We start from the raw sequence: 19,753 nt of genomic DNA on the forward strand, positions 1-19,753 counted from the left end.
GTCCAAGGAAAAAGCGCTGCCAAACCTACCGGTTCCTGTAATGGCTGGGAGCCAGACCCTTCATCTTCTTGAACATGCGCGAGAACAACAACTGATCCTTATACCCGACCGAATAGGCAATCTGGCCGATCGACAGCGCGCCGTTGCTCATCAGCTCGGATGCCTTGTCCATACGATACCGGAGGAGGAAGTGCTGGGGCGATACGCCGAGCGCCTCCTTGAACAGCCGGGACAAGTATTTTCGGCCGAGACCGATCGACTGGGCCAGCTCCTCTATTGTAAAATTCCTCGAATAGTTCGTTTCGATAAATTCCAACGCTTGCTTTACATACCTATCCCGCATCGGGACAAAAGCTTCCGGCGGCATATCCCCTTCCTCATAAGCTTCGTCGGTCAGTACGGACAAAAAGTCATACAGCGCGCCCAGCAGCTTCATATCCCGGCTCGGGGAGCTCCTGCCGGCCTCGAACATGCGCTGAAGACAGCCTTCGATGACCTCCGGTCTGCGGCACTCGAAGACCGGCTGCTCCGGACTAAGGCGGGCCCGCTGCAAATAATGCTTCGCCTGCACCCCGTTGAAGGCCGCCCAGGAATACGTCCAAGGCTCGTCGAGGTCGGCCTGATAGGACGATACCGTGTCCGGGGACACGAGAAAGCCGTATCCTGCCGACAGCTCGTACGTCTGCCAGGGAGTCCGGTACACGCCGCGTCCGCGATGGACGTAATGAATTTTATAATGATCCTTCAGACCGGGCCCCCAGGAATGTCCGGGCGCGCAGTCTTCCATCCCGCAGTAGTACAGCTTCAAGTCCGTACCCGCCTCGTGCGGTCCGGGCCTGTGAACATACTTAAAGGCACACACGCTTGCCACCTCCGCTCCGTAAGTCCCCTTCACCATGAAGAGGATTAAGTGACATTATACTATATTTTATCCAACATGCTGACATACGATTTTCCAACGGTGCGCGCTACAATGAAACAAGCAGTGCAGGTTATTAAATCACTTCCTAAGGAGGAGTTGCGAATATGTCTTATTTACCGAGCGGCGACCGGTATGACACGATGAAATATAACCGGCTCGGAGCCAGCGGGCTGAAGCTGCCGGCCGTTTCCTTGGGCTTGTGGCACAATTTTGGCGGCGGCGACATCTATGAGAACGGCCGGGCTATGGTCCGCCGCGCATTTGATTTAGGCATCACGCATTTCGATTTGGCCAACAACTACGGACCGCCTCCGGGATCGGCAGAGGAAACGTTCGGCAAAATCCTCCATTCCGATCTCCAAAACTACCGGGACGAGCTGATCATTTCGACGAAAGCAGGCTACTACATGTGGCCGGGACCTTATGGCGAATGGGGCTCCCGCAAAAATATGATCGCGAGTCTCGACCAGAGCCTTAAGCGGATGAAGCTGGACTACGTCGACATTTATTACCATCACCGTCCGGACCCGAATACTCCGCTGGAGGAAACGATGGGCGCGCTCGACCACCTCGTGCGCCAAGGGAAAGCGCTGTATGTCGGCATCTCGAACTACCGTGCCGACCGGGCGGAGCAGGTGATCGCCATCCTGAAGTCGCTCGGCACGCCGTGCGTCATTCATCAGCCGCGCTACTCCATGCTGGACCGCTGGGTCGAAGACGGCCTGCTGGATCTGCTGGAGCGGGAAGGCGTCGGCAGCATCGCTTACTCGCCGCTTTACAAAGGCATCCTGACCGACCGTTACTTGAACGGAATTCCGGCAGATTCCCGCGCGGCCGGTTCGAGCGTCTTCCTGAAGCCGGAGGAGCTGACGGATGAAGTGATGGGTAAAGTGCGTCAGTTGAACGATATCGCCCGGGAGCGCGGCCAGAAGCTGTCGCAGATGGCGATTTCGTGGGTGCTCCGCGGAGGCAGGGTAACCTCCGCTCTCATCGGAGCGAGCAAAGTAAGCCAAATCGAGGATGCCGTAGGCGCGGTAAGCAAGCTCGAATTCAGCAGCGAAGAGCTGGAGCGGATCGAAGCCGTGCTTGGCGGCAGGTAAGCCTTCGGCACAAGTCGTGCGTGACTCGGAAAGTGCAAGAGTCGCGCACGGCTTTTTTGCGCATCGTACCGGAACGGCTATCCTGCATTGAGACCGTATTCCTGAATTACCTCTTTTCACCAGTTCACTCTCGTTCTATAATGGTTCTAAATGCCTATTCTTTGACGAATCTGGCCGCAGTTATTTTTCGGACGGGAGAAGCTTTAGATCGATGCTGAGAAGAAACGCATTTCGCTGGGGATTATTTTTGTTTTTCTTTCTAACCGAGCTCGCGCTCGGCTTCTATATTAGTTATGTCGTCGGATACATGCATTCGGATGCGCTCAGCCGGGTGGCTAACGCTTTCTATGTACTCTACAGCCGTGACCCTCATCTGGGCGCCATCGGGTTCGTATGGAATCCATTGCCGAGCCTCATGGAGCTGGCCGTTCTGGTGCTGTATCCGATCCTGCCGGAGCTGGCTTCCTACGGGCTGGCCGGGGTGCTGGTCTCCAGCGTCTTCGCCGGGCTTACGGCGCTGCTCTTGTATGATGCCGGGCGGCGCAACGGCTTGTCGTTCGGCATGAGCCTCGGACTCAGCCTGCTGTACTGCCTGAATCCGTTCGTTTTCCTGTTTGGGGCGAACGGGCTCAGCGACGCACCTTATATTTACTTTCTCATGTACACCGTGATCCGGTTCGGCGACTGGCTCAAAACGCGGCAAATCAGCCACCTGGTGCTCGCCGGCTTTGCGCTGGCCCTGGCGTTCTGGACGAGGTACGAAGCCGTGCCCTTCGGCGTGTCCTTGGGAGCCGCTCTGCTGATCGTCCTGCTGCTGATGCCGCCGGGCGAAGGGGAAAGGCCGCTGCCATGGGCGGAACGGGCCCGCAAGGTGGAGGCCACCGCGTTCATTTTGCTGCTGCCCGCCGTGTTTTCGGGGCTGCTCTGGATTTTTTTCAACTATATTATTATGGGCGACGCGCTTTACTTCCTGCACTCCGAGTATTCCAATCAGGCCCAGTCCGACGCGCTGAAGGGCGACGAGAACTTCAGCCGGATCTTTAACAGCCCGCTGCTGGCCTTGGGCTTCGTTGCCAAAAAGACCGCCTGGTTTTCCGCGCCGCTGGCGGCCGTACTGCTGATCCGTACGTTTGCGGGACGGCTGCTGCGTTGGGAGACTTTGGTGCTGGTGTGCTTGTTCCTGTCCATTCCAGGACTGCAATTTGCGCTGCTGATGAAAGAGTCGTCCTTCGGCTGGTTCCGCTATTTTATGTACGTGTACCCGATTACGGTAGCCTGGATTCCTTACGAGCTCGGCCTGCTCCGGAAGCGCCGGGCCGCCTTCACGGTTGCGGCTGCCGGACTGCTGGCGACTTCCGTGCTGCTGTCGTATGCGGTGACCAATCCGCAAATTGCGCCTGATGAGAACACGTTTCTGACGATCAAGAGCGGGAACAAATATTATCAGAGCCAGATTCTGGACCGCTCCGTGGCGAAGTGGCTGGATGAGCATATGGGGGATGCGACCATCCTGACCGACTCGGCCTCCGCGTTTACGATTCTGGTGAACAGCCGCAATACGAAGAAATTTCTGATTACGAGCGATTATGACTTCAAGAAGGCCAAGAACGATCCGCCCGGCAACGGCGTCGATTATATTTTGATCCCGCGGCCGCTGCCGAACGCCGATAAAAGCGCCATTAATACGCAATACAAGGATTTGTACGAAAAGGGCAACGAATGGGCCGAGCTGTATCATGATTTTGACAACGAGTGGCGGCTGTACAAAATAAAAAAATGGCAGCCATCGGCCCCATAAGTGTTAACCTTTTGTAAATTTGGGTAATAAGAAAGAGCAGGCAACCTCCCCGGAGCGAGCCCTGCTCTTTTTTGCCGATAACGGGGATAAAGTCCTGAGCCGGAAGGACCAATTTCTCCCTTTCATCTTAAATTCATTTTTCTTTAATATTCAGCCTTTACAATAAGTTAAAAATTGATTCCGCAATAAGAACGATATGCGGGCTGATAGGAGTGTGAGAAGCGATGCGTCCCTTGGATGTCCAAGGACAGCCAAAGTCATCACGGTCAAAGCTTGCCCGCATGGGTTGGAACAGCTTTATCGTTGCCGCAATGATTGGAATTCCCCTGCTTCTGGTATTTGGCATGGAGCTGATAGGACGGGGAACCGTACACGAGACCTGGACTTGGCTAACCGCCAATTGGAAGCTGTTCGAATTAAATGCTTTGATTGTGTTTCTGGTGTTTGTGTTGATTTACTGTATCATCGGGTCGCTGGTGCTGTCTGTCGGCATTAGCGCCCTGCTGCTTTCGATCGTATCGCTGATCAGTTATTTCAAGGTCAAGCTGATCGGCGAGCCCTTCTTTCCATGGGACATTTTCCTGAACAAGGAGAGCATGAACATCCTGCCGCTGGTCACGACTCGTACCGCTCTTGTGCGGATCGGGCTGGTCTTCGCCATCGTGGCCGTGATCTTCCTGTTCCGCCTGTGGGTGCCGCGGCTGTCGCTGCGCCCTGTAACCCGGGTAGTCCTCGGCGCGCTGTGTATCTTCGCCTTGTACAGCTTCGGCGTGCGGGCTCCGTGGGTCGGAACGCTGCTGGACCGGGCGGGAGTGAACGAGATCGTCTGGAACCAGCAGGAAAACTACGGAACGAACGGGCTGTCCTTGGCGTTTACCATGAACGTAAAAAATACGATCGTGCCGAAGCCGCCAGGCTACAGTGAGCCTACGATGGCCAGTTTGGCCGAAAGCCTGAACGACATGGTCGGTACGTCGACGGCGAACGCCGCAAGCGGAGTGAAGCCGAACGTCATTTTTATTATGAACGAAGCGTTCTGGGACCCGACCTTGCTGCCGAATGTTACCTTCAGCGAAGACCCGGTGCCTACGGTGCACCGGCTTCAACAGGAGAGTACGTCGGGCTACCTGTTATCGCCGCAGTTCGGCGGCGGCACAAGCAATGTGGAATTTGAGGTGCTGACCGGGCAGTCCATGAGTTTTCTGCCGGCCGGCTCGGTGCCGTATCAGCAGTACATCAGTAAGCCGATTCCGAGCATGGCCAGCTATTTCAAGGGCCTCGGCTACAAGAGCGCCGCGATCCATTCGTACGAAGGCTGGTTCTGGAACCGCGAGAACGTCTACAAGCATATGGGCTTCGACAGCTTCCTGAGCAAGGACGGCTTCCAGAATCCCGAATACCGCGGCGATTTCATCGCGGATGACGAGGTGTCCAAGAGCATTATCAAGGAAGTGGAGTCCAACGACAACCCGACGTTCATCTATGCGGTCACCATGCAGAATCACGGCCCTTACGACGATCACCGCTACGGCAGCGACAATCCCGTTAAAGTTCAAGGCAGCCTTGACGATACGGCCCGCGATACGCTGGAAACGTACGTGCACGGCGCCCGGGATGCGGACCGCAGCCTGCAGCTGTTGATCGATCATTTCGAAAAGTCCGGCGAGCCGACGGTTGTCGTGTTCTATGGCGATCATCTGCCGATGCTTGGGTACGATTACGATGTGTATGTGCAGTCCGGGTTCATTCCTACGGCCAAATCGGATCAATGGTCGCTGGAGGAGCTGAAAAAGATGCACAGCGTGCCTTTTGTGATGTGGTCCAACTTCGACATGGCGAAGGAGCAGGTGCCGGTGCTGAGCAACTCGTTCCTGAGCGCCTACGTGCTGGATCGGCTGCAGATGGAGAAGCCTGCCGCGCTGGCGTACAATGCCGAGCTGTCCAAGAAGATTCCGGGTCTGCTGCGCAATCTCGTCATCGATTCGGACGGACAGATGCATGCGTCGGTTCCGGCTTCGGCCGCTGCCGATGTGGAGAAGTACCGGGAGCTTCAATATGATGAAATGTTCGGAAAGCAGTATCTCGCCAAATATACCGGAGCTCCTTCTGCCGCCGGGGCAGCAGATCCGCAAGGCGGGAGAGCCGTGCCGAATGCCGACGGACATTAACTCCGGAGGACGCGGAATAACGGATGACTCGCAGCAACAAAAAGACGGTTGGACAAAGGTCCAGCCGTCTTTTTGCGCTTTTTTTGCTTTGGTGGGCAAATCACTGCCTTTCCGCGCATACAATATAGAATCAATGCCGAAAGCGGGTGGATTCTGTGACGACGCCGGCGATTAATATTTTTTATATCAAAATCAACAGCATCTCGAATAACGGCTCCTTCAGCATCGGGGATACGTTCCACCACGGCCATACGGTTCGTTCCAAAACGCAAGGAACCAACGCGTCCTTTGGAGACGAATCCCCGCCACGGTCCGAGATGCGCAATATTTATATCGATCCCGATCTGAACGACCAAGGGGAGCTCACGCTCTCTTCCAAGTGACGCATAAGCTTAACGTTTTACCAGTGGGCTTGCAAGCAGAAGGAGGCGCCAAAGATGCCCAACATTATTAATGTTTTTAATATTAAAACGAACGGATTGTCCAAAAACGCGAACATTGATTTCGGCACGACGGTGCAAAACGGCCACACGGTCAACTTGAAAGTTGTCGGCGCCAATTTTGCTAACGGGGACTTATCTCCCGTTTCCTCGTTGATGATCAATGCCGCGGCGGACCCCGATCTTGCAGATCAAACTCAGGCTGCATTCGGCAGCCCAACCGCGCCGGTGACGAATACCATCTAACATGCAGCGGTATGCGGGCAGAAGGGACAAGAGGGCTGTATCGGAAGCTGCGAAACGGCACTTTTTCTGAATAGCAGTTTATGAGGCGGTCGGCCGTTAGGAGGCTTCGGGTTATGGACATGGATAAACTGAAGCAGTGGATGGAGCTGGCACAGAAGCTCGAGAAAGGGGATTTTTGGAAGTCTGTATTCGAGGCAAAGGATGATGCGGCTTCCGAAGGCGCGGAGGGCAGTAAGCCAAGCCGGTATCCGGCGTACGATCTGTACGAGCGGGAGGAGGAGAATTGGGTCGTGCTGGAGCTTCCCGGGCTGTGCAAGGAGGACGTGGAGCTGACGCTGTCGGGCAACGAACTGACCGTGCGGGGCATTGCGAAGCCGCCGGTGGATAACGCCGTACCGCTTCATAAAGAACGTTTTTACGGACCGTTCGAGCGTACGATCCCGCTGCCGCAGCTGGGAGAGCAGTCTCCGGTCCATGCCTGCTTCGAGCGGGGGCTGCTGATTCTTAACTACGAAAGAATGCGGCGCAAAGACGAACATATCGAGATTGAATAATTTGGATGATTACAAAAAAAAGTGGGGATACGATGAACAGGAAATCGCTCTTCGGGACAACGTCCAATTCCAACGCGCCCCCGCAGCAAGGCGGTAAGCAGGAAGAAGCGCAGCGGCTCCGTCAGCTGGAAGAACGGTTGAACCAGCTGATAGCGAAGCTGGAGGAACGGCAGACTCAGCCCGCCATTGTGATCCAATCGTTATCTATTGAGAAGGTGGTCGTTGAGCATGTCGATCTGAACAACAACCTCGGACAGCTGGGGATTCGGGACTTGAGCGGCAAACTAAACATCGGAGCAGCGTATACATACGGCAAGGAAGCCGACGGGAGCGGGAACGGAACAAGCCAGCCCGTGGCCGACGGAAAGCTTAAGTCGGAGGGCAAACCTAAGGCAGGCGGGAATCCCACAACGGAAGGCAAGCCCGCCTTTGACGGCAAAGCTGCCGCGGATCACAAACCCGGGGAGAACGGCAAACCGGTTCAGGAGAACAAATCTGCTCCGGCTTCTCCGGGAAGCGATCCGCACCATGGCGGCCCCCGCATCCGCTTCGGCAGCAGGACGTAGGACAAGCCCATGAGGCGCCCCTTTTCCTTTGCAAAAGGAATATGCTACAATTTGCTCAACAACCTATGATGTTATTTTTCATGACATAGGAAAGCAGAGTAGCGGGGGGATTATTATGGATTTGCGTAAACTGCGTCTGGACGAACCGGTGGCCGGGACGTTCAGCGAAGAACGGGACGAATACGAGCGGGATTATGCGCGGCTCATCCAATCCCCGGCTTTTCGGCGGCTGCAGGGCAAATCGCAGGTATTCGGCGCCGGGTCCGGCGACTACTATCGGACAAGACTGACACATTCGATCGAGGTGTCACAAATTGCCCGCGAGACGGCTCGGCGGCTTGGCGAGCACTATGAGTTTTTGCAGCGCAAGGAGCACCCTGGCTTGATGATGGACCCGGCGGTTGTGGAATGCGCTGCGCTCGCGCACGATCTCGGACATCCGCCGTTCGGGCACAAAGGGGAAGAAGTGCTGAACCGGCTGCTTGCCGAAGAGCACGGCTTGGCTTACGAAGGCAATGCGCAAAATTTCCGCCTGCTGATGTTTCTGGAGAAGCGCGCCGGCAGCGGCAGCGGCCTCGATTTGACGGCATCGGTGCTGCTTGGGATTAATAAATACCCGTATAATCTGGATACACCCGGACGGATTAAAGGCGTGTATCCGATGGAATGGGAAGGCATCGGCTATCTTCGCGACAAATGGAACATGCCGGCCGGCTGCTCGACGCTGGAGGCGCAGCTGATGGATTTGAGCGATGATATCGCTTATTCGACGCACGATATCGAGGACGGCATCCGCGCCGGCAAAATTCAGATGAACCGGACCTTTTTCGAGGACGACCGGTTGGCGATGCATCTGGTGGAAGAGATCGAGGGCGATCATGGGAATCTGGAGGTCGGCTGGGATCAGGTCGATATCAAGTCGATGGTCAAGCACGTGCTGGCTTCGTATCTGGAGCAGTGGGAGGAAATCTACGCGGCGTGCGACAACGAGGCCTCGCGGACCCGCAGAGAGATGAAAGCCCGCTGGGTGAGCGCTTTTGCCGGGCGTGTCGGCATTATCGACGATCCGAAGAAAGGCTGGAAGCGGGTCACGTTCGTTCGCGACGGACAGCAGGATTTGGAGCTGCTGCGGACGATGGAAATATTGAAAAAGCTGGCTTGGGTGACGCTGATCAAAGACTTCCGCGTACAGCGGCTCCAGAAGCGCAGCGAAATTATGATCCGGAGGCTGTGGGACAGCTTCAAGGTCCCTGAGGAAGGGCGCCTGATCATTCCGCCCGATTGGATCGAAAATTACGAACGGCATAAAAACCGCTGGACATGGCCGCGCTTCGTGGCCGACTATCTCTCCGGCATGACGGATGCCTACGCGGAGAAGGTATACGCCGAGCTGTTTGCAAGCAAATCCGGCTCGATTTATGAGATGGATTAACGCTTTTGGGGTCTGATCCTGGCCCTTCCCGGCATATACTGGGAGCGAGCGTTAGTATCGCATCTCTGACGAGGAGGTGACCGGGTCCCCATGATCGTTATTGCGGACGGCCAATCGTCGGTCGATATATCCGCCTGGGAACCGCCCGAGAGGGACATCTACGAGGAAAAACACAGGAGCCCCACGACGTACCAATATGATTCGGAAGGAGCGCTGCGCTTCGAGCTCAGGCTGCGGACGGCGATTGTCCAAGCGGCCAGAGATATGCAGAACAGCGCGGCGTCGTTCGCTTCCTTCAAGAAATCGCGCTGTAACGCAGCCTATTGGACCCGTACGGAGGATGGCGGATTTAAGATGAGGCGTGACGTACAACCCGCCGCAGCGATCCGCGATATTTTCTCGAACGGCCGGGCCTATGCGTTCGAATGCGCTACTGCCATCATTATCGTGCTGTACAAAGCGGTGCTGGAGACAATTGGAAGCCAGAAGTTCAACCGGCTGTTCTCCGACCTGTATTTGTATTCGTGGGAGGTAGACAGCGACCTGCGGCTGATCACGATTGCCGAGAAGATGCCGACGTATTCGGGTGATATCCTGTATTTCAAAAATCCCGACGTCGATCCGGAATGGATGGAGTGGCAGGGAGAGAACGTGGTGAAGCTCGGAAACGACAGCTATTTCGGCCATGGGATTGGCATCACGAATGCGGCAGGCATCATTGCGAAGCTCAATAAGCACCGCAAGCCCGGCAGCACAAAGTCCGCTTACATGATCGATCAGGTAACGTACCCGAATTACGTTTATTTGTACGAGGCGGCGTCTTCCCGGGTTCCGATTTCCCAGACGGCGCTTGCTTGGCTGCCGCCGGAAGCACACGGCCGGATTGTCGTTCGAATCGGCGGGAGAACCGCTATTTACGCTTGAGGCACGGCTTAAGGGATCTTTCGACGCGCGAAAACGCGTACGGAGATCCCTTTTTGCTGCATGGGATAAGCGGCAGCGCCCGGCCCTGCTGTCTCGCAAGATAGCCCTGACCGGACGCGGGAGGTTACTGTAAGCTCTTCGCGATGCGAAGCAGATCGTCTTGAGATACTTTCAGCGAAGGAGTCGTCACTTGGTACAGGATCGTGCTGCCGTCCTGCGTCTCCAGCCAAGCCAAGCTTTGCATCGCTCCCGTTTCGCTGAGCATGTGGTTGCGGTTCAACGTATAGTAGCCGTCCTTGCCCGATACGGAAACCTTCTCCGCGGTTGTCGATTCGCCGGTTAGGGTGCGGATGTCAGTCGCCGCATCGTCTCCGGAGAACACTTGGTAACGCACCTCGATTTGTTCTCCGTCACCGTTAACATAGACCAGCCCCGGCATATCCATCGGGGAGACGGCTTCCCCTGCCGAAGGAGCCTTTTGCCAGACGATGGTTTGGTTCGCCGCCTCGGCTTTTTTTCGAAGCAAGCTATGGTACTGCTCATAGGTTGTAGCGTCGATGCCGCTTACAGGAGCCTCCAGCTCCGCCCGGACGAAGGCGAATCCGGCCGGCAGCGCCGTCGGTGTTTTAAACGGGGCGAAGCGCTTCTTCGTCTCCGTTTTCCATACGTCGATGTCCGTATAGGCGGCGGGGGCGGTAATTTTCAGCAGCGCCGGCAGCTTCCGCTTTTCAAGCTCCGCGCTGTATACGTAAGCGGACTCGCCCGAAGCGAGCTGGCTGTGTATGTCGCGCACCGATTGCGTCAGCTCGGCGGACAGGCTTGCGGGCAAGGTGGCCGCGGCTTGCTGGGTCAGCTCCACGCGAACCTTATCTGTCTGCATCGTATAGAGCAGGCTGGAAGCATAGGCGATGCCGGAAAACAGAAAGATGCACGCGGCGATAAGAGCCGCCCGGGTCGCGTATTTACGTTTGGCGGGTCTGAGGGACGGAGCCGTCACGCGGGTATGCTTCCGAATTAACGCTGCGATTCGATCGTCAAGCTGTGCAGGGGCGTGAAGGGTTCCGGCAAATTGCTGAAGCTCGGTTTTCAATTGATTTTCGATGGACATGGGGCAAGTCCTCCTTCATTCGTTTCGATTAAATGGGCTGCTTGCTTGCGCAGCTTGGCCATGGCTGCGTGGTGCCTCGATTTGACCGTACCGGACGGAATGTCCAGCAGTTCCGCAATTTCGTCAAAGGTATGCTCCTGATAATACCGCAGCACGACGACGCTCCGGAGCTTGTACGGCAGCTTATGGACAAGAGCGATCAGTTCGTACTGATGCTCGTGCTGCAGGAACAGCTCCTCCGTATCCGGGGTCCGCTCTTCCGTTTCCAGCAATCTGCTGCGCTCGTGCAGCCTGAATTTCCGCCACAGCTTTCGGTTCCAGTTGCAGGTTTGGCGGATCACGAGGCCAGTAAGCCAGGAGCGGAACGGCTTGCATCCGTCGTATTTTGCGAGCGACTTGAATAATTCGGCATACACCTCGCTGACCACGTCGCACGCGTCCTGTTTGCTGCCGATGAGAAGTGTGACCGTGCGGTATACGTGGTCTTTACTTTGCTCGTAAATCGTTTGAAACGCTTGTTCGTCTCCGCGGTTCGCTTGCTTGATCCAATCCTGCCATTCGGAATCTGTCATAGGCGGCCGGCCCCCCTATCGTTGTTTTTTCACTCTATATTGGTCCCGAGCTCCGGATTCGTTCGTTTTTAGTTCAAAAAAATGTCATCGCACACGAAAAATAACCCCGGCAGGGCGGCGCCGGAGTCGGAGTACGGTACTGCTGCGGCTTTGGATGCGCAAGACGGAACGTATCGTCAATGACCGTACATTTGGCGGATCGTCTCCGCCAGCCGGAGGAGGTCTGCGCGCAGCTCTTCCGGCTCCAGTACCTGCAGTCCGCCGCCGTACCCCGGAATGAGTCGCAGCGCGTACTCCGCCGTTTGGAAATCGGCGGTAAGCTCGGTCAGGCCGTCGGCAGCCGGGCGGGTGCCGCGGATTTTGACGAAGTGCTCCTCCTGCAGGAGAGCAAGCGTGGAAGCATCCGCTTGCAGCGTCACGAGATAGCTGGGCAGCCTGGACTTGAAGTCGGCCGTCGATTGCTCCCAGTAACGGGCCAGATCGAAGTCTGCCGGCCGCTCGAAGCTCTCCGGCCGGATGACGGCGCTGCGTATCCGGGAAACCCGGTAGGTGCGCATCTGGCCGTCTACGAGCCCGATCAAGTACCACGTGTTTCCTTTGACGACCAGCCCGAGCGGGCCGACTTCGCGCTCGACGACCTCGTCGCCTCGTCCGTAACGAATGGTCAGCAGTTGTTCCTCCCACACCGCCTCCTGCACGATGGACAGGCATGATACCTCCTCCGCAGGTCCGTACCACCCGGCTCCGTCCACGTGAATACGTTCGCGTACAGCCTCCGCATCCCGCCGCAGGGAGGGAGGCAAGGCGGCAAGCAGTTTCAACAAGGCCGCTTCAAAAGCCTCGCGCCAGCCCAAATCACGCATCATGCCGGAACTGTGGGCGAGCAGGAGGGAGCGGATTTCATCGATTTTAAGTCCCGTGAGCTGGGAGCGGTAACCATCCGGCAGCACCCAGCCGCCGCCGGAGCCCCGTTCGGCATATAGCGGAATGCCGGAAGCGCTAAGCGCCTCCATGTCGCGGAAGATGGTCCGCTCTGATACTTCCAGCTGCTCGGCCAGCTCCCGCGAGGTCATTCGGCCACGGTTCTGCAGCAGCAATAAAATGGATAACAGTCGGTCCGCACGCATGACAATTGCTCCTTGTACGTCGTAATTTTAAGATCCGTTTGAGTCATCGGATATATTTATTTTATCACAGCAATATGACAAGGGTTGACATATTAGGATTGATAGGATGAAAGCGTAAAAAGGAGACGTGCTTAGAGATCCGGCGGATCGATACGAACTGCGGGAATGGCAGAGTGCTGCCGCCGGACGGCTAAGGGAAGCGGGAGCGACGGTCTACGTGACCGGCCGCAGCTCGCGGGGACAGCTCTCTGATATGGGCCGGACGGAAACGATCGAGGAGGCGGCGGAGCAGGGCTTTTACGCCGAGTCATTGGCGGCTATGCAGGAGTGCAGGGGGCTCCGTGCTGGGCAACGTCAAAAAGGACTGCGGGGGAACGATCTCCGCAGTCCATTTTTGACGTTGCGCGTCAGGAGGTGATAAACTGGCCTCCGTTCACATGCAGCGTCTCGCCGGTGACGAATCTGGAATCGTCGCTTGCGAGGTATACGTAGGCCGGCGCCAGCTCGAACGGCTGGGCGGCCCGGCCCATCGGCGTATCCGTGCCGAACGTCTTCACCTGCTCAGCGGGGAAGCTGGAGACCGTCAGCGGGGTCCAGACGGGTCCCGGGGCTACGCTGTTCACCCGGATGCCTTGCTCGACCAGCGAGAGCGCCAGTGACCGGGTAAAGGTGACGATGGCCCCTTTGGTGGACGAATAGTCGATCAATTGCCTGTTGCCTCGGTAGGCGGTGACCGAAGCCGTATTAATGATGGAGTCGCCCGCCTTCATATAAGGCAAAGCCGCCTGAGTAACGAAAAAGAACGAGAATATATTCGTTCGGAACGTCTCGATCAGCTGCTCCTCCGAAATATCCAGGATGCTCCACTGCGGATATTGCACGCCCAGATTATTGACCAGCACGTCCAGCTTGCCGAACGTGGCAACAGTCTGGGCGACGATGCCCGTGCAAGAAGCTTTATCCCGCAGGTCTGCCGGGATCGTCAGGCAGCGGCGGCCAAGCTGCTCGATATGCTGCTTCGTTTCGGCCGCGTCCGGATGTTCGTATAAATATGCGATAGATACATCGGCGCCTTCTTTGGCAAAGGCGACGGCGATCGCGCGTCCGATCCCGCTGTCCCCGCCCGTAATCAGGGCTGCTTTGCCAAGGAGCTTGCCGCTGCCGACGTAGGCGGGGTTGTCGAAGATCGGCCGCGGGTTCATCAAATATTCGAGTCCGGGCTGTCGCTCCTGATGCTGGGGCGGGAACGCAATCGGCTTTTCGCGGCACTCCGTTTCCATCGCATAATAGGGGTATTCAGGGTAAGGCTTCATAAGGAACCTCCGATCCAGCGTAAATATGGGCTTTTGCTGATAGTGTATTCCCGTTGGGCGCTATGGGTGCACTCCCGGGTTTGGGTTACGTCCGGGTCATACGCGTACTTAAGAAAGTTTTAAGCTCTGAGGATGGGATTTCTTCAGGATTTTCGTTTAATATATAGAGTAGAAGGGCAAACAAAGAATAGTTAATGGGGGGCTACTTATGTTGACGAACGGCGAGATCCCCGCGGCTGCGCGCGTTTTGGTGCTCTCCGGCGACTTGGGTGACGGTCACCGGCAGGCGGCGCGGGCGCTGGCGGAAACATGCGGAGAAGGCTTGGCAGAACGTGTCCGGGCCGAGGTGATCGATTTTATGCAGGAAGTATATCCGTATCTTCATCCGATGGTGAAGTACTGCTTTATGAAGGGCGTCGAGAAAGTGCCGTCGGTCTACGGTTATTTATATCGAAAAACAAGACGGAAAGAGGCAATGCCGATTCCGTTCAAAACGTTTTTAAGCTTGGGGCTGTCCCGGTTCCTGACACTCTTGGAGGAGAAAAAGCCGGATATTATCGTCTGCACGTTCCCGCTGGCTGCGGCGGCCGTCTCGCTGCTGAAAGAAAAGGGTGCGGTTTCTACGCCACTCGTTACCGTCATTACGGACCATACCGACCACAGCCTGTGGCTGCAGCCGCATACGGACTTGTATCTGGTCGGGTCCGAGCAGGTAGCGGCCGCGCTGCGTCTGCACGGCGTGTCGTCCTCCCGCGTCCGGGTGACCGGCATTCCGGTTCGCAGCCGCTTCTCCGAATCGTTCGACCGGGTCCGGCTGTGCCAGTCGTTCGGGCTCGATCCGCAGCGCCCGGTCGTACTCGTGATGGGCGGCGGCAGCGGCATGCTGGACGGAAGCGTCCGTTCGCTGATCCGTTCGACGTCTCTGCTGGAGCGGCTGCAGCTGGTCGTCATTTGCGGAAGCAACGCGGCCGTGCGGGAAGAGCTGGAAGCGGAGCTGCGGGAGCATCCGACGAACCGCGTCATTGTCAAAGGATTCGTGGAGGAAATTCACGAATGGATGGCAGTCGCCGATTTGCTCGTGACGAAGCCGGGCGGGCTGACGACGGCGGAGGCGGTCGCCGTTGGCTTGCCGATGCTGCTCTATAAGCCGATTCCCGGCCAGGAAGAAGACAATGCCGCGGTGCTGGAGAAGGCTGGCGTCGCCATCCGGGCGACAGCCGCCCGGACGCTCCAGGATCAGCTGCTGGAGCTCGCGGACAACCGGCTTGCGCTGGCCGCGATGAAGGGTAGGGCACGGCAGTTCCGCCGCCAGCGCCCGACCGAACAGGCTTGGGATGCGATTATGCATCTTCAGCAGACGGCGTCTTCCGTGCGGCAAGCGTGGCAGGCGACGACTACGATTCGCGAGGCGTGGTAGGCGAAAGCTGCTCATTCCGGAATGGGATGAGCGGCTTTTTTAAACGCAAACAAAAAAACGCCCCCTCGGCAGGGGCGTCAGGCTATTCCGGATGAGCTATCGGCCCGGGGATCGGGCTGAGCGGATAGAACGTATGACCTTTGCACTTCGTACAGGTGGACGTGTAACAATCGGCCATTTCCTCCAGCGGTTCGCCGCACGTATCGCAGCATTTGGAGGGCAGGGTCTCATAAAACTCGGTCGTTCGCATCAACAATGAGCATCACTCCCTGTGTTCATGATACTCTCACTATACAGGAAACTAATGGAAAATGTAAACGCTTCTTAAGGGAGGAGAAGCCTTTTTTTGTATCTGGCTGCTGCAATAAGCTGCGGAGCTTAGGCTCCTCTGCCTTTAGCGATGCTCTTGGGCAAGCCGTTGCCCGTACCGCGCAGCGGGCTCAAAAAAAAAGTGCTCGTTCCTTCGCGATACGTGAAGAACCGGTTTCTTCCCGACAATTTGGCGCGGTACATGGCGGCGTCCGCATTTTTCAGCATAGTCGTACAGCTGGACCCGGGAACGGAGCCGAGGCAGATGCCGATGCTGCCGGAGACATGGACCATCTTTCCCGCCAAGCGGTAAGGGGTCTTGATTGTTTCGAGCATGTCGGAAGCCGTTTTCTGGGCGGACGCCTCGCTGCACTGGAGCGCGACCAGCAGAAATTCGTCCCCGCCTAGGCGGAATATTTGCCGATGCTTGTTCTGGAACGCTTTTAAACGCTGCCCCACTTCCCAAATCAACATATCTCCGATGTCGTGTCCGAGCGTATCGTTGACGGATTTAAATTCGTCTAGGTCCAAAAATAAGAACGCCGCATTCCGGTTTACGGTATTTTTCTCGGCGTAGCGGTCCCAAGCATTCCGGTTGAGCAAACCGGTCAAAGGATCGGTATACGCCAGCTTTTCGAGCGCTTGCCGCTGGAGGCGCATCGCCCGCCAAGCGACGATATACACAAGACACATCGCGGCCAGAACGCCGAACAGCAAAAACAAATCTACCGGGCGTAGGACGGAGTGGACGAAATGAGCTCTGTCGTCATCCGGAGCGATGGCGGCTTCGCTACCTGTTATATACATCGTTGCCATCCCGATCATCGTGAGCAAGCCGCCGCCCGCCAGTCGAAGGCGGCTTTTGTTTCCGAACAGAGCCAGATGAAAGATAAGGAACGTCGTCATGATGCCAGCAAGTAAAGAAATAAGGGTTAAAGTCGTATCATAGCGCACGTTGTCATCCCAGTGGAATACCAGCACGGCCAAATGCGCGGACCACACGCTCCCCGTGACGAACGAAGCCGCCGCGAACCAACGGTTTCTGATTCGTCCAAGGACGTGCGACAGATGGAACACGCTGCAACAACTCCTTTTTTTTGAATGGTTTATCCGTCCTATTCTAACAAATAAATCTGAACAAAATCTATACAACGCTCTCCGCCGGCTCCTCTCGTTATATAAAACTCCTGATAGCCAGTAAGCAAAGCGGCTTGGCAGCCGTACCGGAGGACGAGATGGCATGCCGTATGGATTGCGTCGAATTTGAGCTGGGCGTTTCGGACCGGCTGCGGGACTTGATCACCACTGATGGAATGCGGCTGAATCAAATATTGAAAAATTCACTGCCCACCGCCTTCGCTGGAGCTGGCGAAGCTGTTGGGCGGCCGCTTGACGCTGCGAAGCGAGGAAGGAAAAGGAAGCACCTTCACGCTGTATTTACCGGATTCAAGGTAAAAACTATATGCGCTGCCCTATGATCAAGGCGAAAAAATTAGACTCGTAATTTTTTGTACGGTACTTTACAAAAGTAAGTTAATTGCGTTATTATACTAAATAGAGTTATACAATAAAAGGAGTGGAAATTATGAGCCAAGTTGAACAACAACAAACCGCAGAGCAAGTTATTCTGTCCCGTCATTCCGTTCGTCAATATCAACGGGACGTTGTGATCCCGGATGCGGAGCTGAATGAAATTTTGGAGCTGGCCGCAAGCGCACCGTCGTCCTGGAACTTGCAGCACTGGCGTTTCCTGGTCATCCGCGAGCAGGCGAACAAAGACCGTCTTCTGCCGATTGCGTTTGGCCAACAGCAAGTATCCGACGCATCTGCGGTTGTCGTCGTGCTCGGCGACCTGCAAGCGAACTTGACCGCCCCGATCGTCTTCGAGAAGGCGACGCCGGAAGTCCGCGACACGATGCTCGGCCAAATTAACGGCGCCTATGCGAACAATCCGACGGTAGGCCGCGACGAAGCGATCCGCAACGCCTCGCTGGCCGCTATGCAGCTTATGTTGGCTGCGCGCGCGAAAGGCTACGACACGGTTCCGATGGGCGGGTACAATCCGGCTGCTTTGATCCAGGAGTTCAACATTCCGGAACGCTATATCCCAGTTATGCTTCTCCCGATCGGCAAAGCGGCAAGCCCGGCACGGGCGACAGAACGTCTGCCGCTCAGCGACGTGGTCATTAACGAGTCGTTCTAATTCGGAAAAGCCAATACCGACAAAAATACCCCCGGCAGCGCTCCTTTCAACAGGGAGTGAAGGCTACGGGGGTTTTTCATGTTAAGGTTAAGCATCGGCGAAGTCACTTGTCCGCATACCAGCGGTCATACTGTTCGTGCAGGTTATCGCGGGATATGCGGCTGCGGTGCAGGGACAGGCTGGGGGCTTGGCGGTTCAGCTCCGCGATCTGCTTGTTCGCATCCTCGAGAAGCGCGTCGATTTCCGGGTCGAAGGAGCTTTTGGCCATCCGACTCATCGCTTTCTCCATCAACGAGCCGATTTCCTTGCGCAGCATGACCCATGGATGCTCGACCTTGGCTTGCTTCAGCAAGGACGACCAGGCGTCTCCGGTCGGCACCGCTAGCGGCTTACCGAAACCAGGCAAATGCTCCAGGCCGCCGTTTTTGACAAAATCCTCGTAAGCCTCGTCAATCCAGCTTTGCCGTTCTTTCTCCGCTGCGAGCATGGCATCCCGGTCTTCAAGCGTTTCTTTCGGTAAAGGAATGATAGGGCGGTCTGTCGGATCTTTCCCGACACCGTACGTCTGATCCCGCTTGGGCGGCCGTTCGGACATGGTCATTCTCCTCCCGCATATCACTTTCTTTCAGAGTAGCCGATGCGCGGGCCGGGGTCAAGAAAGGCGTTTATCTAAGAATACCTCAACCAAAAAAGACTTGAAGTATCTGGGAATTTATAGTATTTTGGGTGTGGAGTGAAATTTACTCTATTTTATAGAGGAGGTGAACCAAGTGGAAAAAATGTGCATGAGCATGATGATGACGATGTGTATGGATGAGATGATGTGCAAAATGAACTCCATGAAATCCATGATGAACATGATGATGGAAATGAAGATGATGGATGCCATGGATATGGACATGATGATGTCCAAAATGCAAGAATGCGACGAAACGATGACGATGATGATGAACATGATGCGCGAGATGAAACAAGCGTCCATGTAATGACGCGCGTGTTCCGGCCTGATCCATTCGCTCAAAATGTTTCAGCCCTCTGCAGAGCAGTCTGTCTGCTGCATGCATCAAGATCACCGCCGGCTGAGCAGTCGTCTGCAAGCCGTGTTCGCACCAAGCCACTGGCAGAACGGTCCTCCGTATGCCGCATTTGCACTCCCGCGCAGGAAACACCCTCTAAGCTTGTTCCGCCTTGATTTTTCTGGAGACCGTAAGGCGTTCCGTTTTCAATTCCATCACTTGCTCTCTGAGCCGTTCCGTAACCCACGAATCGTTCGTTTCCCGCAGCTCCCGGTAAAGCTCCAGCATTTTACGATTGATCGAATCGAAGGTCGTCCACAGCTCCTCAAGCTTTCTTGTACGCACAGCCTCCGATACATACGCGTCTTTTTGCTTCAGGATGTCCATGATCTCCTGCTGCCAGACCGTATCTCCGATCCGTCCGGCGTAATTGTACAAATCCAGGTAGTCGTTGACCCAGAGTGCGGCTGCTGCTTTCATGGCAGAAGAAATCATGTTTGTCATCCCCTAGCATGGTAAAATCAACTTATTTACCTAG

At 56.0% G+C, this 19,753-nt stretch carries 22 protein-coding genes; 13 read left to right on the forward strand and 9 right to left on the reverse strand.

Translation table 11 applies throughout. The features are described from left to right. Positions 1 to 25 precede the first annotated feature (25 nt). Complete coding sequence (locus KQX66_RS19255; RefSeq protein ID WP_216794426.1) at positions 26 to 862, reverse strand: AraC family transcriptional regulator; 837 nt, start codon at positions 860 to 862, stop codon at positions 26 to 28. Between the two features lie 164 nt (positions 863 to 1,026). On the opposite strand from KQX66_RS19255, the gene KQX66_RS19260 reads away from it, so the two are divergent. The 9 genes from KQX66_RS19260 to tgl all read left to right on the forward strand — a co-directional run bounded on the left by KQX66_RS19260 (position 1,027) and on the right by tgl (position 10,150). After that, positions 1,027 to 2,022, forward strand: coding sequence for an aldo/keto reductase (locus KQX66_RS19260; RefSeq protein WP_216794427.1), 996 nt, complete (start codon positions 1,027 to 1,029; stop codon positions 2,020 to 2,022). A gap of 211 nt (positions 2,023 to 2,233) precedes the next feature. Beyond that, positions 2,234 to 3,820 (forward strand): ArnT family glycosyltransferase, encoded by a 1,587-nt coding sequence (locus KQX66_RS19265; RefSeq protein WP_216794428.1) that lies wholly within the window; start codon positions 2,234 to 2,236, stop codon positions 3,818 to 3,820. 224 nt (positions 3,821 to 4,044) lie between these two features. Next, positions 4,045 to 5,988, forward strand: a complete 1,944-nt coding sequence (locus KQX66_RS19270) for an LTA synthase family protein (protein WP_216794429.1) — start codon at positions 4,045 to 4,047, stop codon at positions 5,986 to 5,988. Between the two features lie 155 nt (positions 5,989 to 6,143). Beyond that, complete coding sequence (locus tag KQX66_RS19275; protein WP_054976862.1) at positions 6,144 to 6,371, forward strand: spore germination protein; 228 nt, start codon at positions 6,144 to 6,146, stop codon at positions 6,369 to 6,371. Between the two features lie 54 nt (positions 6,372 to 6,425). Continuing rightward, entirely contained in the window at positions 6,426 to 6,674 is a 249-nt protein-coding gene (locus tag KQX66_RS19280; RefSeq protein WP_216794430.1) for a spore germination protein, read from the forward strand. Between the two features lie 113 nt (positions 6,675 to 6,787). Then, positions 6,788 to 7,228: an Hsp20/alpha crystallin family protein gene (locus tag KQX66_RS19285; protein ID WP_216794431.1), complete on the forward strand. Its 441-nt coding sequence runs from the start codon at positions 6,788 to 6,790 to the stop codon at positions 7,226 to 7,228. Positions 7,229 to 7,260: 32 nt separating this feature from the next. Further along, complete coding sequence (locus KQX66_RS19290) at positions 7,261 to 7,794, forward strand: hypothetical protein (RefSeq protein ID WP_216794432.1); 534 nt, start codon at positions 7,261 to 7,263, stop codon at positions 7,792 to 7,794. Positions 7,795 to 7,909: 115 nt separating this feature from the next. Beyond that, positions 7,910 to 9,226 (forward strand): deoxyguanosinetriphosphate triphosphohydrolase family protein, encoded by a 1,317-nt coding sequence (locus KQX66_RS19295; protein WP_216794433.1) that lies wholly within the window; start codon positions 7,910 to 7,912, stop codon positions 9,224 to 9,226. Between the two features lie 90 nt (positions 9,227 to 9,316). Then, positions 9,317 to 10,150 carry a spore coat transglutaminase TGL gene (gene tgl / locus KQX66_RS19300; RefSeq protein ID WP_216794434.1) on the forward strand — a complete coding sequence of 278 codons (834 nt, stop codon included), beginning with the start codon at positions 9,317 to 9,319 and terminating at the stop codon, positions 10,148 to 10,150. A gap of 124 nt (positions 10,151 to 10,274) precedes the next feature. Here tgl and KQX66_RS19305 read toward each other — a convergent pair whose 3' ends face one another. From KQX66_RS19305 to KQX66_RS19315, 3 genes are all read right to left on the reverse strand, one after another. Further along, positions 10,275 to 11,258 carry a DUF4367 domain-containing protein gene (locus KQX66_RS19305; RefSeq protein ID WP_216794435.1) on the reverse strand — a complete coding sequence of 328 codons (984 nt, stop codon included), beginning with the start codon at positions 11,256 to 11,258 and terminating at the stop codon, positions 10,275 to 10,277. Further along, entirely contained in the window at positions 11,237 to 11,830 is a 594-nt protein-coding gene (locus KQX66_RS19310) for a sigma-70 family RNA polymerase sigma factor (RefSeq protein ID WP_216794436.1), read from the reverse strand. Before KQX66_RS19310 ends, KQX66_RS19305 begins: the two co-directional genes overlap by 22 nt. Before the next feature lie 176 nt (positions 11,831 to 12,006). After that, the gene (locus KQX66_RS19315) at positions 12,007 to 12,957 is read right to left on the reverse strand and encodes a helix-turn-helix transcriptional regulator (protein WP_216794437.1); all 951 of its coding nucleotides are present in this window, start codon (positions 12,955 to 12,957) and stop codon (positions 12,007 to 12,009) included. A gap of 127 nt (positions 12,958 to 13,084) precedes the next feature. Here KQX66_RS19315 and KQX66_RS19320 point away from each other — a divergent pair, with 127 nt between their 5' ends. Continuing rightward, positions 13,085 to 13,375, forward strand: coding sequence for a hypothetical protein (locus tag KQX66_RS19320; protein ID WP_216794472.1), 291 nt, complete (start codon positions 13,085 to 13,087; stop codon positions 13,373 to 13,375). Here KQX66_RS19320 and KQX66_RS19325 read toward each other — a convergent pair. After that, the gene (locus KQX66_RS19325) at positions 13,365 to 14,270 is read right to left on the reverse strand and encodes an SDR family oxidoreductase (protein ID WP_216794438.1); all 906 of its coding nucleotides are present in this window, start codon (positions 14,268 to 14,270) and stop codon (positions 13,365 to 13,367) included. The genes KQX66_RS19320 and KQX66_RS19325 overlap by 11 nt on opposite strands. A 208-nt stretch (positions 14,271 to 14,478) precedes the next feature. On the opposite strand from KQX66_RS19325, the gene KQX66_RS19330 reads away from it, so the two are divergent. Then, the gene (locus KQX66_RS19330; RefSeq protein WP_216794439.1) at positions 14,479 to 15,687 is read left to right on the forward strand and encodes an MGDG synthase family glycosyltransferase; all 1,209 of its coding nucleotides are present in this window, start codon (positions 14,479 to 14,481) and stop codon (positions 15,685 to 15,687) included. 82 nt (positions 15,688 to 15,769) lie between these two features. Here the strand turns inward: KQX66_RS19330 and yhfH are convergent, their stop codons facing one another. After that, positions 15,770 to 15,937: a protein YhfH gene (gene yhfH / locus KQX66_RS19335; protein WP_253957284.1), complete on the reverse strand. Its 168-nt coding sequence runs from the start codon at positions 15,935 to 15,937 to the stop codon at positions 15,770 to 15,772. Between the two features lie 128 nt (positions 15,938 to 16,065). Further along, positions 16,066 to 17,073, reverse strand: a complete 1,008-nt coding sequence (locus tag KQX66_RS19340) for a GGDEF domain-containing protein (protein ID WP_216794441.1) — start codon at positions 17,071 to 17,073, stop codon at positions 16,066 to 16,068. 508 nt (positions 17,074 to 17,581) lie between these two features. Between KQX66_RS19340 and KQX66_RS19345 the strand changes: the two genes are divergently transcribed. Then, positions 17,582 to 18,199 (forward strand): nitroreductase family protein, encoded by a 618-nt coding sequence (locus KQX66_RS19345; protein WP_216794442.1) that lies wholly within the window; start codon positions 17,582 to 17,584, stop codon positions 18,197 to 18,199. Between the two features lie 103 nt (positions 18,200 to 18,302). Here KQX66_RS19345 and KQX66_RS19350 read toward each other — a convergent pair whose 3' ends face one another. Beyond that, positions 18,303 to 18,794: a DnaJ family domain-containing protein gene (locus tag KQX66_RS19350; protein WP_216794443.1), complete on the reverse strand. Its 492-nt coding sequence runs from the start codon at positions 18,792 to 18,794 to the stop codon at positions 18,303 to 18,305. A 184-nt stretch (positions 18,795 to 18,978) separates the two neighbouring features. Between KQX66_RS19350 and KQX66_RS19355 the strand changes: the two genes are divergently transcribed. Further along, a complete protein-coding gene (locus KQX66_RS19355; RefSeq protein ID WP_253957286.1) occupies positions 18,979 to 19,185 on the forward strand; it encodes a hypothetical protein in 207 nt (68 codons plus the stop codon). 186 nt (positions 19,186 to 19,371) lie between these two features. Here KQX66_RS19355 and KQX66_RS19360 read toward each other — a convergent pair whose 3' ends face one another. Then, complete coding sequence (locus KQX66_RS19360; RefSeq protein WP_216794445.1) at positions 19,372 to 19,710, reverse strand: hypothetical protein; 339 nt, start codon at positions 19,708 to 19,710, stop codon at positions 19,372 to 19,374. Between the last annotated feature and the right edge of the window lie 43 nt (positions 19,711 to 19,753).

It is taken from the genome of Paenibacillus oleatilyticus (genome assembly GCF_018998565.1).
Lineage (GTDB): Bacteria > Bacillota > Bacilli > Paenibacillales > NBRC-103111 > Paenibacillus_G > Paenibacillus_G oleatilyticus.